The organism is Variovorax sp. 05N34, assembly GCF_056397405.1.
In genome coordinates this window covers 101,511-115,795 of record NZ_JBFTNI010000009.1, presented here as the reverse complement: position 1 = coordinate 115,795, position 14,285 = coordinate 101,511, and the positions used below count along the sequence as shown (strand labels likewise).

At 59.9% G+C, this 14,285-nt stretch carries 17 protein-coding genes; 8 read left to right on the top strand and 9 right to left on the bottom strand.

The features are described 5' to 3' along the window. Positions 1 to 3: 3 nt before the first annotated feature. Complete coding sequence (locus AC1DMA_RS23335; protein ID WP_478145636.1) at positions 4 to 990, bottom strand: NADPH:quinone oxidoreductase family protein; 987 nt, start codon at positions 988 to 990, stop codon at positions 4 to 6. A gap of 126 nt (positions 991 to 1,116) precedes the next feature. On the opposite strand from AC1DMA_RS23335, the gene surE reads away from it, so the two are divergent. The 5 genes from surE to rlmD are packed head-to-tail and all read left to right on the top strand — an operon-like array spanning position 1,117 to position 6,144. Further along, complete coding sequence (gene surE, locus AC1DMA_RS23330) at positions 1,117 to 1,881, top strand: 5'/3'-nucleotidase SurE (RefSeq protein WP_478126876.1); 765 nt, start codon at positions 1,117 to 1,119, stop codon at positions 1,879 to 1,881. 1 nt (position 1,882) lies between these two features. Continuing rightward, positions 1,883 to 2,656 carry a protein-L-isoaspartate(D-aspartate) O-methyltransferase gene (locus AC1DMA_RS23325; RefSeq protein ID WP_478127083.1) on the top strand — a complete coding sequence of 258 codons (774 nt, stop codon included), beginning with the start codon at positions 1,883 to 1,885 and terminating at the stop codon, positions 2,654 to 2,656. Between the two features lie 11 nt (positions 2,657 to 2,667). Next, entirely contained in the window at positions 2,668 to 3,618 is a 951-nt protein-coding gene (locus AC1DMA_RS23320; RefSeq protein WP_478126875.1) for a peptidoglycan DD-metalloendopeptidase family protein, read from the top strand. A 6-nt stretch (positions 3,619 to 3,624) separates the two neighbouring features. After that, positions 3,625 to 4,668, top strand: coding sequence for a sigma-70 family RNA polymerase sigma factor (locus tag AC1DMA_RS23315; RefSeq protein ID WP_478126874.1), 1,044 nt, complete (start codon positions 3,625 to 3,627; stop codon positions 4,666 to 4,668). Positions 4,669 to 4,710: 42 nt separating this feature from the next. After that, positions 4,711 to 6,144 carry a 23S rRNA (uracil(1939)-C(5))-methyltransferase RlmD gene (gene rlmD, locus AC1DMA_RS23310; RefSeq protein ID WP_478145635.1) on the top strand — a complete coding sequence of 478 codons (1,434 nt, stop codon included), beginning with the start codon at positions 4,711 to 4,713 and terminating at the stop codon, positions 6,142 to 6,144. Between the two features lie 48 nt (positions 6,145 to 6,192). Here the strand turns inward: rlmD and AC1DMA_RS23305 are convergent, their stop codons facing one another. Next, positions 6,193 to 6,894: a Bax inhibitor-1/YccA family protein gene (locus tag AC1DMA_RS23305; RefSeq protein ID WP_478126872.1), complete on the bottom strand. Its 702-nt coding sequence runs from the start codon at positions 6,892 to 6,894 to the stop codon at positions 6,193 to 6,195. 172 nt (positions 6,895 to 7,066) lie between these two features. Here AC1DMA_RS23305 and AC1DMA_RS23300 point away from each other — a divergent pair, with 172 nt between their 5' ends. Continuing rightward, positions 7,067 to 7,474, top strand: a complete 408-nt coding sequence (locus tag AC1DMA_RS23300) for a GlcG/HbpS family heme-binding protein (protein ID WP_478126871.1) — start codon at positions 7,067 to 7,069, stop codon at positions 7,472 to 7,474. A gap of 168 nt (positions 7,475 to 7,642) precedes the next feature. On the opposite strand, the gene hemP is transcribed toward AC1DMA_RS23300, so the two are convergent. The 6 genes from hemP to bfr form a co-directional block, all read right to left on the bottom strand. Further along, on the bottom strand, positions 7,643 to 7,861 hold the full coding sequence (gene hemP, locus AC1DMA_RS23295; RefSeq protein WP_478126870.1) for a hemin uptake protein HemP: 219 nt from the start codon (positions 7,859 to 7,861) through the stop codon (positions 7,643 to 7,645). A 91-nt stretch (positions 7,862 to 7,952) separates the two neighbouring features. After that, positions 7,953 to 8,366, bottom strand: coding sequence for an ExbD/TolR family protein (locus AC1DMA_RS23290; RefSeq protein ID WP_478145634.1), 414 nt, complete (start codon positions 8,364 to 8,366; stop codon positions 7,953 to 7,955). A gap of 5 nt (positions 8,367 to 8,371) precedes the next feature. Further along, on the bottom strand, positions 8,372 to 9,085 hold the full coding sequence (locus tag AC1DMA_RS23285; RefSeq protein WP_478126868.1) for a MotA/TolQ/ExbB proton channel family protein: 714 nt from the start codon (positions 9,083 to 9,085) through the stop codon (positions 8,372 to 8,374). A 21-nt stretch (positions 9,086 to 9,106) separates the two neighbouring features. Then, the gene (locus tag AC1DMA_RS23280; protein ID WP_478127082.1) at positions 9,107 to 9,805 is read right to left on the bottom strand and encodes an energy transducer TonB; all 699 of its coding nucleotides are present in this window, start codon (positions 9,803 to 9,805) and stop codon (positions 9,107 to 9,109) included. 100 nt (positions 9,806 to 9,905) lie between these two features. Further along, positions 9,906 to 10,178, bottom strand: a complete 273-nt coding sequence (locus AC1DMA_RS23275; RefSeq protein ID WP_478126867.1) for a (2Fe-2S)-binding protein — start codon at positions 10,176 to 10,178, stop codon at positions 9,906 to 9,908. A 157-nt stretch (positions 10,179 to 10,335) separates the two neighbouring features. Next, entirely contained in the window at positions 10,336 to 10,812 is a 477-nt protein-coding gene (bfr, locus tag AC1DMA_RS23270; RefSeq protein ID WP_478126866.1) for a bacterioferritin, read from the bottom strand. Positions 10,813 to 11,056: 244 nt separating this feature from the next. On the opposite strand from bfr, the gene ahpC reads away from it, so the two are divergent. Both ahpC and ahpF read left to right on the top strand, forming a co-directional pair. Beyond that, positions 11,057 to 11,629 (top strand): alkyl hydroperoxide reductase subunit C, encoded by a 573-nt coding sequence (gene ahpC, locus AC1DMA_RS23265; RefSeq protein ID WP_478126865.1) that lies wholly within the window; start codon positions 11,057 to 11,059, stop codon positions 11,627 to 11,629. A gap of 82 nt (positions 11,630 to 11,711) precedes the next feature. Next, on the top strand, positions 11,712 to 13,289 hold the full coding sequence (gene ahpF / locus AC1DMA_RS23260; RefSeq protein ID WP_478126864.1) for an alkyl hydroperoxide reductase subunit F: 1,578 nt from the start codon (positions 11,712 to 11,714) through the stop codon (positions 13,287 to 13,289). A gap of 57 nt (positions 13,290 to 13,346) precedes the next feature. Here the strand turns inward: ahpF and ppsR are convergent, their stop codons facing one another. Continuing rightward, positions 13,347 to 14,168 (bottom strand): posphoenolpyruvate synthetase regulatory kinase/phosphorylase PpsR, encoded by an 822-nt coding sequence (gene ppsR / locus AC1DMA_RS23255; protein ID WP_478097142.1) that lies wholly within the window; start codon positions 14,166 to 14,168, stop codon positions 13,347 to 13,349. Positions 14,169 to 14,285: the final 117 nt, after the last annotated feature.

Sequence of the window (14,285 nt, the reverse complement as noted above, 5' to 3'; positions counted from 1 at the left end):
AGTTCAGTTGACCAGCACCAGCTTGCCCTTGACGCCGCGCGATCCCATGTGCGCGTAGGCCGCTTTCAGATCCGCCATCGGCATCGTGCTGTCGATGACCGGCTTGATCTTCCCTTGGCCATACCACTTTGCCAATTCGGCCATCATTTGCGCGTTGGCTTTCGACTCGCGCTTGGCGAAGTCCCCCCAGAACACGCCAACCAAGGATGCACCTTTCAAGAGCATCAAATTCAAAGGCAGCGAGGGAATGGGCCCTGCAGCGAAGCCTACGACCAGATAACGCCCGCGCCAGCCAATCGAACGGAACGCCGGCTCGGCGAATTCGCCACCCACGGGGTCATAAATCACGTCCGGGCCTTTGCCTTCGGTCGCCGCTTTGACGGCATCGCGAAATGCGTTGGGCACTGGATGTGTGGTGTAGTTGATGGTGATGTCCGCGCCTATCGATTTGCAGAGCTCGCATTTTTCGTCTGTCGACGCCGCTGCAATAACCTTCGCGCCTGCGGCTTTTGCGATCTGTATTGCGGCCGTGCCGACGCCTCCTGCGGCACCGAGTACGAGCACGGTTTCACCGGCCTTCAATTGCGCTCGGTCCATCAGGGCGTGCCACGAGGTGGCATAAATCATGATGAATGCCGCTGCGTCGACATACCCAAAACCATCGGGCAGTGGCATGCAGAGGGCCGCTGGTGCGATCGTGTGCGTGCCGAATCCGCCGGTGCCAGAAAGGCATGCAACGTTCTGGCCCACGCGCAGGTGAGTGACACCTTCACCGACCGCAGCGATCACGCCCGCGTATTCGGAGCCTGGAACGAAGGGCAGCGGCGGCTTTATCTGATACTTGTTCTGCACGATGAGCAGATCAGGAAAGTTCAGGCTGGCCGCCTTGATTTCGATGAGCACCTGACCTGGGCCCGGCTGGGGCGTCGGCAGTTCTTTCCACGTCAGTGCGTCGACGCCGGTGGGGTTTTCGCAAAGCCATGCGTGCATGCTCGTGTCTCCTGTCAATGAGTCTGGATGGTGAAGAATGCGGATCATGATAGGCGGGCTCCAACGACCGCGTTGTCCCAGTCGTGACGCGTCCGCCGCCTACAATCGCGCGGACCCATAGACGCCATGAAAATACTTATTTCAAACGACGATGGTTACCAGGCTCCTGGCCTCGTTGCCTTGCACGATGCGCTGAAGGAGATTGCGGAAGTCGAAGTGGTCGCGCCTGAGCACAACAACAGCGCCAAGTCGAATGCGCTCACGTTGGCGGCGCCTCTGTACGTGCACACCGCGCACAACGGGTTTCGCTACGTCACGGGAACACCGGCCGACTGCGTGCATGTCGCTCTGAAGGGCCTTCTCGGCTATCGACCGGACCTGGTTGTCTCCGGCATCAACAACGGTGCCAACATGGGCGACGACACGATCTACTCGGGCACCGTCGGGGCTGCGATGGAGGCATATCTTTTCGGCATCCCCGCCATTGCCTTCTCGCAAATCGAAAAAGGATGGGCGCACATCGACGCTGCCGCTCGCGCTGCGCAGCGCTTGGTCGAGCAGATCGAGCGGGATCAGATGCTCGGAGGCGGCGCGTTTCTGTTGAACGTCAACGTGCCGAACCTTCCCTTCGATGCACTGAAGTCGGTCAAGGTCTGCAGGTTGGGACGCCGCCACTCGGCTGAGAAGGTGATCACGCAGGACAGTCCGCGCGGTGAGACGATGTATTGGATCGCCGGGGCAGGTGGCGCCAAGGACAGCGGCGAAGGCACTGATTTTTACGCAACAGCAGCGGGGCATATCGCGCTGACGCCACTGCAGATCGACCTGACTGATCACGCTCATCTCGACCAGTGGCGCGACACGGTGGCTCGGCTGGGTGAGCCATCCTGACATGGCGGCACAGCGACCTGGATTTCCCGTGCGGCTGACATCGTCGGCCTCTTCTCCCGCTCCCAGCCGGGCACCCTTGACGCCCACCAGACCGATGATTCAAGGAGCGCCCTCGATGGCATCCGATGCGGTGCGCGCGCGCATGGTTCAGCGCCTTGCCGCGCAGGGCATCGCGGACGGACGCGTGCTGCGAGCAATGGGAACGGTTGAACGGCATCGGTTCGTCGACAGCGCGTTGGTCAACCAGGCCTACGAAGACACGAGCCTGCCTATCGGCTTGGGCCAAACAATCTCGAAACCGAACGTGGTCGCACGGATGATCGAGTTGCTGCTTGGTGCGCCTGCCTTGGCGAACAAGCCTGCGCAGCGGTTGGGCCGGGTGCTCGAGATCGGCACCGGTTGTGGCTATCAGGCCGCGGTGCTTGGTCTAGTGGCAAGCGAGGTTTACAGCATCGAGCGTTTGCGAGGACTGCATGAGCGTGCTCGTGCAAACCTGCGGCCCTTCCGCTTGGCCACTGTGCACCTTCTGCTGGGCGATGGGATGGTGGGGTACGCCAAAGGTGCGCCGTACGCCGCCATCATTGCGGCGGCGGGCGGAGAGACGGTGCCCGAGGCGTGGGTCACACAGCTTGCGGTAGGTGGCCGGATCGTTGCCCCGACATCATCCGCGACCGGCGGACAAGCTTTGGTCGTGATCGATAAAACTGCCCGCGGACTCGAGCGCCGCATTCTTGAGGCGGTCCACTTTGTCCCCCTAAAATCGGGAATTGCTTGAAGGAAGAACACATGCAGGGTTTTGGCAATCGGGGCTGGCTCGCCGGCGTGACGCTGGTGTCCGCGCTCGTGATTGCGGGGTGTGGAGCACCACGCGGTCAGGTGCCAGTCGAAGACCGCGGCACCATGACGCGTGCACCGGTCGCAGGGTCGAATGCAAGCGCGACGCCGGGCGTTCCCCCCATCACCACCGATGCGTCGGGCAAGCCGCTTCCCGGAATCGAGAACTATGGCAAGCCTGGCTATTACGCCGTTCGTCCTGGTGACACCATCCGCCGCATCGGCACCGAAACGGGCCAGAGCTGGCAGAACATCGCGCGCTGGAACAATCTCGACAATCCCGATCTGATCGAAGTCGGCCAAGTGTTGCGCGTCATTCCTCCAGCCCCCGGAGGCGCGACGGCTGCAGGATCGCCTGCTTCGGCGGCTGCCGGTGCGGAAGCATCCGGCGTCGTCACTCGGCCAGTCACGCAGCCCATCGTAGCGCCGGCAACTGCCGCGGCAGCAGCGGCGGCGGGTGCCTCCGCAGCGGCAAAGCCAGCTTCGCCCATCACAGCGTCGCCAACATCGCCCGCAGCTGCGGCATCCGGTGACGAAGATGTGGGCTGGATCTGGCCGGCGCAAGGTTCGTTGATCGCCGGCTTCGACGAAGCCAAGAACAAGGGCCTCGATATTAGCGGCAAGGCTGGCGACTCTGTACTCGCCGCGGCCGATGGCCGGGTGGTCTACGCGGGTGCGGGCTTGAGGGGCTATGGCAACCTCATCATCCTCAAGCACAACAACACCTATCTCACTGCTTACGCGCACAACCGCACACTGCTGGTCAAGGAAGATCAGTCCGTTCAAAAGGGACAGAAGATCGCGGAAATGGGCAACAGCGACGCAGACCGAGTGAAGCTGCACTTTGAAATTCGTCGTCAGGGCAAGCCGGTCGACCCGGCTCGGTACCTGCCACAGCGCTAGCATGCCATGGCCGCTTCCCGCCCTTATCGCACTGCGGCCGTGCGGCGAGCGGCGGGCGACGGCGGCACTGCGGCTTTCGGTCCCGCGCAACTCACCGACACTGAACGGATCACCTTCCAGGGCGATTTAGGCGGGAGCGGCGAAGAGAAGCACATCGGAAATCCGCGCGATGCGACCCTGGTTGATACGGCGGGCGAAGGCGGCGATTCGCTGACGCTCTACTTGCGCGAAGTCCGCCGAACCCAGCTTTTCACTCCGGAAGAAGAGTATCGAACCGCCTGCGCGGCGCGAAGCGGCAACTTTTCCGCGCGGCAATCGATGATCGAGCACAACCTTCGTCTGGTGGTCAACATCGCAAAGGGCTATCTCGGACGCGGCGTCCCAATGGGCGATCTGATCGAGGAAGGCAATCTCGGCCTGATGCATGCGATCAACAAGTTCGAGCCGGAGCGCGGGTTCCGCTTCTCGACCTATGCGACGTGGTGGATTCGGCAGTCCATCGAACGTGCGGCAATGATGCAGGCGCGCGCCATCCGATTGCCGGTGCATGTCGTGCGCGAACTCCAGCAGTTGATGCGCGCGCGCCGTGCGCTGGAAGGCGATCCAGAATTTCTCGCTCGCCGACCCGACGGCGTGCGCGTCGAAGACGTGGCTGTATTCCTGGGCCTTGAGGTGCAAGCGGTGGCGGACCTGATGGCGCTCGCGGAGGCGCCGCGTTCGCTGGACGCAGGCAGCGAACGTGGCGATGAAAGCTTTACGCTCGCCGATATCGTGGCTTCGGTCGATGACGGTGCCGACCCGACAGGCGTTACGCAGACGCACGAAATAGAGAAGCTTCTCGATCAGTGGATCCGCGTTCTGAACGAGCGCGAGCGAGAGGTCCTGGAAGGGCGCTTCGGTCTGCATGATCGCGATCCAGAAACACTCGAGGTGCTGAGTGCGCGTCTTGGCCTCACGCGTGAACGCGTTCGACAGATCCAGAATGAGGCGCTTGCGAAGATGCGGCGACAACTGGCTCGCGCCGGTGTGCAGCGCGACGCACTTTTATAAGACCTGGGATGATCCCCTCCCGCGGCCTGAGACAATTCGGGCATGACGGATTCGAAAGAAAAGAAAGAGGCGCAGCGCTCGAGCGGTGAATGGCTGCAGGTCGAATCGCTCGACCTCGACGCGCAAGGCGTCGCTCACAAAGCGGACGGTATGGTGGTGTTCATCGAAGGTGCCTTGCCCTTCGAAGAGGTGCAGTTCAACGTTCATCGCAAGAAGAACAATTGGGAGCAGGGCACCGTGACGACCATTGGTCGCGAATCGTCGCAGCGAGTGCGGCCGGGCTGCCCGCACTTCGGTTTGCACGCAGGCGCTTGCGGTGGCTGCAAGATGCAGCATCTCGACGCGGCCGCGCAGGTTGCTGTGAAGCAGCGCGCGCTTGAAGACAACCTTTGGCACCTCGGGAAGGTGCGGCCCGACAACATCCTGCGTCCGCTCGAAGGACCCGCCTGGCACTACCGCTATCGGGCGCGCCTGTCCGTGCGCCACGTCGTGAAAAAAGGAACCGTGCTGATCGGCTTCCACGAACGCAAGAGTCGCTATTTGGCGGACATGAAGGTATGCCCCGTGTTGCCAGTGCAGGTCAGCGAGATGCTGATGCCTCTGCGTGAACTCATCGGCTCGATGGACGCTCGCGAAACCTGTCCGCAAATTGAACTGGCCTGCGGCGACGCACCGGATGGCCTTGGTCTGGGCGTCATCGCACTCGTGCTGAGGCATTTGGAACCGCTGTCCAATGCTGACGTTGCTCGGCTGAAGACATTTGCGGCGCAGCACTCAGGCGTCCAGTGGTGGCTGCAGTCCAAAGGCCCCGAGACGGTGAAATTGCTGGAAGAGGGCGGCACCCTTCTGGCTTATGAATTGTCCGAGTTCGGCGTGAGGATGCCGTTCAAACCGACCGATTTCACGCAGGTCAATCCGCATATCAATCGTGTGCTCGTCGGTCGGGCGCTTCGACTGCTCGATGTGAGGTCTGACGAACGCGTGATCGACTGGTTCTGCGGGCTTGGCAATTTCACGCTGCCACTTGCGAGCCGGGCGCGTGAAGTACTGGGGATTGAAGGCAGCGACACGCTGGTCGCGCGCGCCACCGAAAACTTCGAACGCAATCGAGCGGCGACCCCTGGCCGGCGGCCGCTCGCGGCGACGAGCTTCGTCGCACGCAACTTGTTCGACATGACGCCTGAGAGGCTCATGGCAGACGGTGCTGCTGAAAAGTGGCTCGTGGATCCGCCGCGCGAGGGAGCATTCGCACTCGCCAAGGCGCTCGCCGATCTCCATCAGCAGGCTTTGCTTGGGCGAGAAGAATGGACACCTCCGAAGCGGATTGTCTACGTGAGCTGCAACCCTTCGACGCTTGCCCGTGATGCGGGGCTTCTGGTGCATCAAGCGGGCTATCGGTGTACGTTCGCCGGTGTGGTCAACATGTTTCCTCATACGGCACACGTTGAATCTATAGCGGTGTTCGACCGCGCATGAAAAAAGGGCCCGCTGCTGCGGGCCCTTTTTGGTTTAGGTCGAAATTGTTCAGTCGCGGTCGCCGCCGAAAATACCGAGCAGCATCAGCAGGCTCTGGAACACGTTGAATAGGTCGAGGTACAACGCGAGCGTCGCGCTGATGTAATTGGTCTCGCCGCCGTCGATGATCTGCTTCAGGTCGTACAGCATGTAGGCAGAGAAAATTCCAATGGCGACGACCGAGATCGCCAGCATGCCCGCGCTCGAACCGACGAACACGTTGATGATCGCGCCCACCATCAGAACCATCGCGCCTACAAAGAGCCACTTAGCCATACCCGAGAGGTCTCGCTTGATCACCGTGGCGAGAGAAGCCATCAGGAAGAACACTCCCGCGGTACCCCCGAAGGCGGTCATGATGAGTTCGGAGCCGTTCTTGAACCCGAGCACCATTGCGATCAGGCGCGAGAGCATCAGGCCCATGAAGAAGGTGAAACCCAGCAAAACGGGAACGCCCGCAGCCGAGTTCTTCGTCTTTTCGATCGCAAACATGAAGCCGAAGGCACCGCCCATGAACACCATGAGCCCGAGTCCGCCCGTGAGGCTGCGAGTGATTCCGGTCGCGACGCCAAGCCAGGCGCCGAGCACGGTGGGCAGCAGGCTCAGAGCAAGCAGCCAGTAGGTGTTGCGCAGTACGCGCTGCCGATCCGCTTGGGCTAGCGGCCGGCCGTAAGCGGAGGAGGTATCGAGGGTAGTGACACGGTCGTTCATTGCTGAAACTCCAGGTATGTGCTGCAACGCTGCAGTTGGGCGCATTCTAGGTCGTTGCAAGGGAGTCAAATCACAAATACCTGCGCCGAGATGGTCTTAGCTGCCGGGGGCACCGGAGCCTGGGATAAAGCGAGCGCTATGCTCTCGGGTTACTCAACTTTTCCTGAAGATCATGAAGTCCAAGTCCTTTCTCGAACTCGCCGATGTCAAGGCCATCGCTTCAGCAGCGGAGGCTGAGGCGCTCAAGAACAATTGGGCTGTCACCATCGCCATCGCAGACGACGGCGGAAACTTGTTGTGGCTGCAGCGGCTCGATGGGGCCGCAGCGCTTTCATCGCACATTGCGCCTGCCAAGGCGCACACCGCCGCCATAGGGCGACGCGAAAGCAAGACGTATGAGGACATGATCAACGGCGGTCGTACCTCGTTCTTGACAGCGCCGGGCATCCAAGGATTGCTTGAAGGTGGGGTGCCGATCGTGAAAGACGGTCACGTGATCGGCGCGGTCGGGGTAAGCGGTGTCAAGTCCAATGAAGATGCGCAAATCGCACGCGCTGGTATTGCTGCAATTGGCCTCTGACAGCGACTCAAACGAAAACGCCGACTCTGCGTCGGCGTTTTTTTGTTTGATCGACAAACGTGGAAAAAAAGCATGGCTGTCGGCGAACCGTTGGCTAGCTAAAACGACCCTGGGAGGATTCTCCTTTGGTCGCCCCACGATGAAACTTGCGCGAAATCGAAATGGCCACTATTTGGTCAGGATCAGCTTGCCCAGCTTGGTGGCTTGCAGCCGATAGAGCGAACCATTGTGCAGAATACCCACCGTCTTGCCGCCCTTGAGCAGTTCGGTGCTCTCGACCAATGACGGTAGGCCTATTGAATCGTCGACAGTCGAAGCTCTACTACGGCCGACATGATCCAGCGAACGATGACTCGAGACGGAGAGGGAGTTGGGCGAGGTTTGCATGAAGTGTCTTGCCGGGTTTATCGGGCGATTTGCAAATGATAATTATTCTCAACAAAAAGTCAACGAACTGATCGACCTTTCGTCCGAACTCCTATCTGGGCTCCGGCTCGGTGATGAAGCCGATCTTGCGTACACCCGCTTGACGAGCGGCAGACATTGCCTGAGCCACGCGTTCATACCGGACTGCCTTGTCTCCGCGAATATGCAGCTCTGGCTGCGGTTCTTTGGCCGCTTCGACAGCGAGGCGCCCCGMCAGTTCGGAATCCTCGATCTTCTGGTCGTTCCAGAAATAGGTGCCGTCCGCCGCCACGGTGAACAAGACGTTCTGAGGTTTGGCCTGCTCGGGCTCACTCGTGGCTCTCGGCAAGTCGATATTTACCGCATGCTTCATGACCGGCACGGTGATGATGAAAATGATCAGCAAGACCAACATGACATCGACCAACGGCGTCATATTTATTTCGTTCATCACTTCATCGGGTTCATCTTGTGTTCCGAACGCCATGGTGCTCAGCCCTTCTTGAGTGGAACGACCGTCGCTTCGCCGCCGCTTTGCACTCTTGCGCCCGTGACGAAATACGCGTGCAGATCATGCGCAAAGCTGTTGAGCTTGGTTAGTACGAATTTGTTGCCGCGGACCAGCGCGTTGTAGCCCAGTACCGCGGGAATGGCCACGGCGAGACCTAGCGCCGTCATGATCAACGCTTCTCCGATCGGTCCGGCCACCTTGTCGATTGTTGCCTGACCGGCGGAACCGATGCTCATCAAGGCGTGATAGATGCCCCAGACCGTGCCGAACAAGCCAATGAACGGAGCAGTCGAACCGACTGACGCCAACACTGCGAGCCCGGTCTGAAGCCGCGCTGTGAATTCATCGATGCCATTGCGAAGGGCGCGCGTAATCCAGTCGCTGACGTCGAGCGCATCATGGAGGTGAGCTTTGGTGTTGCGGTGATGCGCCGCGGCTTCTCGGCCTTCCAGTGCAAGCGCACGAAACGGATTGCTGTCGTCCTTGCCGAGCTTATTGAGTGCAGTTGCAAAGTCCTCGCTATGCCAGAAGTCCTGCGAGTGCTTGGCCAAGCGCTTGTACCTGATCACATCCAGCGCTTTGATGATGATCACTACCCATGACGCCAGTGACATGCCGATCAACAAGAGAGCGACCGCCTTGGTAACGAAGTCACCCTGATGCCAGACATTCATCAGGCCGAATTGCGAGTTCATACGAAGTTGCTCCAGAAAAAATTATTTAAGTACCCAGTTGATCGGCACATTGAATTCCATGGATTCGACGACGCCGTCGCGTTTTCCCGGTACGAAGCGCCAAGACATCACAGCATTGCGCGCTGCCTCATCCAGGCGTTCGTAGCCGCTCGACGTCTGGATGCTCGCCCGCTTGGGCAGACCATCGACGCCAATCAGCACGCGCACGACCGTCTTGCCCTGCTCGCCAAGCCGCCTACTAATGGCAGGAAAAACCGGCTTCGGGTTCTGCAGATAGTCGGCGTCGCTTGACGGCAATTGGACCGATGGCGGCGCAGGCGGCGCAGGTGCAGGGGCGGGCGGCTCCGGTGGAGCCGGGGGCGCAATCGGTGCAGGTGGGGGCGGCGGTTCGATGCTGCCGGTCGGCGCACTGGGTGCCGGAGTCGGCTTGGGTTCTCGAATGGCCTGCGGTCTGGGCGGAGGTGGCGTTTTCGTGATTTGCCGTTTCGGCTCCGGCGGTGGGGGCGGGGGTGGAGGCGGCGGATCAACAGGCTTGGGCGGCTCGATGAATTCGCTCAGGATCTCGACCGGAATGACCACTTCCGCAGCCCGCCGCAGAAGGCCGCTTTGAAGCGCCCATAAAGCCGCGAGGTGCGCGAGAACCACACCTCCCGCGATAACAGCATTGCGCGACAGCCCAAGGACCGAAGTGGAGGGGGAGGAGAAGCGGTCAGACACAATCAATTTTTCGATAAGGAAGCACTCTTTGAGCGCTCCGCATCAGCAGACCACTTAGCGAACTACTTGCGAAAGATCCACCAGGTCGAACCAGCTACGAAGATCAGACTGCCACCGAGTGCTGCGAACAGTTCCATGCGTTGCTTTCCTGGATGGAATCGGCAAGATGGATCGCCCTTTGGTTCGTTTCGCGACTGAGCGCAGCGACGGGATGCAAGGCGCTGCACTGGGCGACGACATCGCGTGCACAGCCTTCACATTGGCCACACTGCGTGGCCACGCCGAGTTCAAACTGCACTTCATCAAAGCTCATGCCGGCCCGCACATGACGTGCGATTTCGCGGTCGGAGACTCGGCGGCATACACAAACGATCATGGTTGAAGCGACTTCGCTGGCTGTTGGGAACGGGTTCATTATAAATACGAATTCTTCGCATTTGCAATAACTATGGACCGAGTAGGGCGACCGTTCCCAACGCACAAAGTCCCAAAAAAAATCGGGGCAAGCCCCACGTGCATCGCCTCAGGCAAAGCTAGTCGATCTCCCCCATCTGCGCTTGCAGATAGTTCTGAAGTCCCACCTTGTCGACGAGGTCGATTTGCGTCTCCAGGAAGTCGATATGTTCTTCCGTGTCGTCCAGGATCTCCTGCAGAAGATCCCGTGAGACATAGTCGCGTACAGCTTCGCAGTGGGCGATTCCAGCCTTGATCGTTGCTTGAGCGCCCGTTTCCGCCTTCAAGTCGCACTCCAGAATCTCCGGCACGTCTTCGCCGACGTTGAGCTTGGCCAAATCTTGCAAGTTGGGTAGCCCATCCAGCATGAAGATGCGATCCATGAGCTTGTCGGCGTGTTTCATCTCGCCGATCGACTCTTCGTACTCTTTCTTTGCGAGCTTGTCCAAGCCCCAATGCTTGAGCATCCGATAGTGAAGAAAGTACTGGTTGATCGCTGTCAGCTCGTTCTTGAGTTGCGCCTGGAGATGATCGATGACTTGAGGGTCGCCCTTCATGGATTTTCCTTGTTCTTGAAAGGGTCGATTGTGAGCGCGTGGGGACGGGGCGCAAGCAATCCCATGCTGGAGCGCTCGGCATGCGTTTGAGGCTCATACCTGTTCGCATTCGCCGAAATTCGAGCTCCGGGGAGCGGCCCAATAGGTGACAGGCATACTTTTCATAGCAAATGACTATTGAAATAGTAGATCTGGTAGTTATACTCACTGCTCGCCCATTTCATCAGCCACCAAGGAAGTAAACATGTCCCTGATCAATACCGAAATCGTCCCGTTCAAGGCCACCGCGTATCACAACGGCAAGTTCGTGCCGGTTAGCAACGAGAACTTCAAGGGAAAATGGTCTGTCGTGGTGTTCTACCCGGCCGACTTCACGTTCGTGTGCCCGACCGAACTCGGCGACCTTGCCGACCACTACGCAGAGTTCCAGAAACTCGGCGTTGAGGTTTATGGTGTGTCGACTGACACGCACTTCACGCACAAGGCATGGCACGACACATCGGACACCATTGCAAAGGTCCAATATCCGCTGATCGGCGACCCCAGCCAGCAACTTGCCCGCGCCTTCCAGGTGCTGATCGAAGAGGGCGAAGACGCCGGCCTCGCCTACCGTGGCACGTTCGTGATCGACCCCGAGGGCAAGATCAAGACCATCGAAGTGCATGACAACGGAATCGGGCGCGACGCTGCCGAACTGCTGCGCCGCGTGAAAGCCGCGCAATACGTTGCAGCACATCCTGGCGAAGTCTGCCCCGCCAAGTGGACTGAAGGCGCCGAAACGCTGAAGCCTTCGTTCGACCTGGTCGGCAAGATCTAAGTCGCCTCCGTGCGCCGCGGCCCGGGCGCATAGCTCCCGGGCCTTTTTTATTCCGTTCGCACCACCAAGAGAGAGTCCCCCCATGCTCGACGCCGGCACCAAATCGCAACTCAAAAGCTACCTCGATCGCATCGCTCAACCAATCGAAATCGTGGCTTCGCTCGACGAGAGCAAGGCATCGAGCGATTTGCAATCGCTGCTGAAAGACATTGCTGAGTCGTCTCCGCTGGTGAAGATCACGGAGAGCCGGGACGACAACCATCGCAAGCCTTCGTTCTCGATCAATCGTCCGAGTGAAAACCACGGCCCCCGCTTTGCAGGCTTGCCGATGGGTCATGAATTCACTTCGCTGGTGCTTGCGCTGCTGCAGGTCGGTGGATATCCGCCCAAGGTGGATGAGGCGGTGCTGCAACAGATTCGCGGGCTTGATGGTGATTTCGAATTCGAAATCTACATTTCGCTGACTTGCCACAACTGCCCTGACGTCGTTCAGGCGCTTAACCTTATGGCTGTTCAGAACCCGCGCATCAAGACGACCATGATTGATGGGTCGCTTTTCCAGGACGAGGTCAAGGAGCGACAGGTCATGGCGGTACCGACCGTCTTCCTCAATGGCACAGAATTCGGTCAGGGTCGCATGAGCCTGGAAGAGATCCTCGCAAAGATCGACACTAGCGGAGTCGAGCGCGAGGCGAAGAAGATTGCCGCCAAGGAACCCTTCGATGTGTTGATCGTCGGCGGCGGGCCCGCTGGAGCCGCTGCGGCCGTGTATGCAGCGCGAAAGGGCATCCGCACCGGCGTTGCGTCGGAGCGCTTCGGCGGGCAGGTGCTTGACACGATGGGCATCGAAAACTTCATATCGATCCGCGAAACCGAAGGGCCCAAGTTCGCCCTCGCGCTTGAAGAACATGTGCGCGACTACGAAGTCGACATCATGAACCTGCAGCGTGCTGCTGCTTTGGTGCCGGGCAATGACTACATCGAGGTGAAGCTCGAAAACGGCGCTTCCCTGAAGAGCCGCTCGGTAGTGATTTCAACCGGCGCGCGCTGGCGCAACATCAACGTGCCAGGTGAGCACGAGTACAAGAACAAGGGCGTGGCCTACTGCCCGCACTGTGACGGTCCCCTGTTCAAGGGGAAGCGCGTGGCGGTGATCGGCGGCGGCAATTCAGGGGTTGAGGCGGCCATCGACCTTGCCGGAATCGTGGGGCACGTCACGCTCATCGAGTTCGACACGCAACTGCGAGCCGATGCGGTGTTGCAGCGAAAGCTGCGCAGCATGTCGAATGTGAAGGTGATCACGAATGCGCAGACCACCGAGATCACGGGCGACAACCAGAAGGTCAGCGGCCTGGTCTACAAGGATCGCGCGAGCGGCGAGAGTCACACCGTGCCGCTTGAAGGCGTGTTCATCCAGATCGGTCTTGTACCCAATACAGATTGGCTCAAGGGCACCGTCGAACTGTCGAAACACGGCGAGATCGTGGTCGATGCCAAGGGGCAAACGTCTGTGCCGGGTGTCTTTGCCGCGGGCGATGCGACGACAGTGCCGTTCAAGCAAATCATCATTGCAGCGGGAGACGGTGCCAAGGCAGCGCTCAGCGCATTTGATCACCTGATTCGAACCTCGGCGCCTGCCGAAGAGGCAGTCACCGCCTGACGCCGCTCGCCTTCGCGCAAAACTCGCCAACCGGCAGAGAGCCGACTGGCACTGAGTTCAGTACGTCAGTCGTTCAGGACGCAGTTCCTGCAGGATGGTCGTCGCGATCTCTTCGATGGATTTGGTCGTGGTCGACAGCCATCGGATGCCGGCCCGGCGCATCATTGCCTCCGCCTCGCTGACTTCATGTCGGCAGTTCTCGATACTGGCATAGCGAGAGTTCGGCCGCCGCTCGTTACGGATTTCGCTCAGCCGCTCAGGTTGAATCGTGAGGCCGAAGATCTTCTTGCGGTGCGGTAGCAGAGCGGGCGGCAGCTGACGGCGATCGAAATCCTCGGGGATCAGCGGGTAGTTTGCGGCTTTGAGGCCATGCTGCATGGCGAGATAGAGCGAAGTGGGGGTCTTTCCGCTGCGGCTGACGCCGACGAGGATCACATCCGCTCCATCAAGGTCTCGGTTGCTCTGGCCATCGTCATGTGCAAGGCTGAAATCGATGGCCTGAATCCGCTCGTTGTATTCCTTGCTCTTGCTCACATCGCTGAAACGGCCGATCCGATGATTTGACTTCATTGCTAACTCGATTTCGAGCGGCCGGACGAATGTGCCGAACATGTCGAGCAGCATGCCCTTGCAGCCGGTTTCGATCACCTCGAGGACCTCCATATTGGCCAGCGTGGTGAAGACGATAGGGCGCAGCCCTTCTACTTCGGCCGTGTGGTTGATCCGTCGAACCGCCTGGTGCGCCTTGTCGACCGTGTCCGTGAAGGGTAGCCGCACGTGGCGGGGCTTCATTTCAAATTGGGCAAGGACGGCATTCCCGAAGGTTTCGGCGGTAATGCCGGTGCCATCGGAGACGAAGAAAACAGTGCGGGTGTGCATGGTATGGCTGCCTTGTCCGTAGGCGCGCCGGTCCGTGGCGCGCCTACAATTCGGCCCATTATCGGGAATGCCGAACGCCGTTCCCGTCGAAATCCTTCCATGCACCCTCGTCAGCGC

What these genes read in the sequence shown, in the direction of transcription:
- ahpF (WP_478126864.1), top strand. Translation starts at nt 11,712, where the DNA reads ATGCTCGACGCCGGCACCAAATCGCAACTCAAAAGCTACCTCGATCGC.
- ppsR (WP_478097142.1), bottom strand. Translation starts at nt 14,168, where the DNA reads ATGCACACCCGCACTGTTTTCTTCGTCTCCGATGGCACCGGCATTACC.
- hemP (WP_478126870.1), bottom strand. Translation starts at nt 7,861, where the DNA reads ATGCAAACCTCGCCCAACTCCCTCTCCGTCTCGAGTCATCGTTCGCTG.
- bfr (WP_478126866.1), bottom strand. Translation starts at nt 10,812, where the DNA reads ATGAAGGGCGACCCTCAAGTCATCGATCATCTCCAGGCGCAACTCAAG.
- AC1DMA_RS23275 (WP_478126867.1), bottom strand. Translation starts at nt 10,178, where the DNA reads ATGATCGTTTGTGTATGCCGCCGAGTCTCCGACCGCGAAATCGCACGT.
- surE (WP_478126876.1), top strand. Translation starts at nt 1,117, where the DNA reads ATGAAAATACTTATTTCAAACGACGATGGTTACCAGGCTCCTGGCCTC.
- AC1DMA_RS23285 (WP_478126868.1), bottom strand. Translation starts at nt 9,085, where the DNA reads ATGAACTCGCAATTCGGCCTGATGAATGTCTGGCATCAGGGTGACTTC.
- AC1DMA_RS23335 (WP_478145636.1), bottom strand. Translation starts at nt 990, where the DNA reads ATGCACGCATGGCTTTGCGAAAACCCCACCGGCGTCGACGCACTGACG.
- AC1DMA_RS23315 (WP_478126874.1), top strand. Translation starts at nt 3,625, where the DNA reads ATGGCCGCTTCCCGCCCTTATCGCACTGCGGCCGTGCGGCGAGCGGCG.
- AC1DMA_RS23325 (WP_478127083.1), top strand. Translation starts at nt 1,883, where the DNA reads ATGGCGGCACAGCGACCTGGATTTCCCGTGCGGCTGACATCGTCGGCC.
- AC1DMA_RS23320 (WP_478126875.1), top strand. Translation starts at nt 2,668, where the DNA reads ATGCAGGGTTTTGGCAATCGGGGCTGGCTCGCCGGCGTGACGCTGGTG.
- AC1DMA_RS23305 (WP_478126872.1), bottom strand. Translation starts at nt 6,894, where the DNA reads ATGAACGACCGTGTCACTACCCTCGATACCTCCTCCGCTTACGGCCGG.
- ahpC (WP_478126865.1), top strand. Translation starts at nt 11,057, where the DNA reads ATGTCCCTGATCAATACCGAAATCGTCCCGTTCAAGGCCACCGCGTAT.
- rlmD (WP_478145635.1), top strand. Translation starts at nt 4,711, where the DNA reads ATGACGGATTCGAAAGAAAAGAAAGAGGCGCAGCGCTCGAGCGGTGAA.
- AC1DMA_RS23300 (WP_478126871.1), top strand. Translation starts at nt 7,067, where the DNA reads ATGAAGTCCAAGTCCTTTCTCGAACTCGCCGATGTCAAGGCCATCGCT.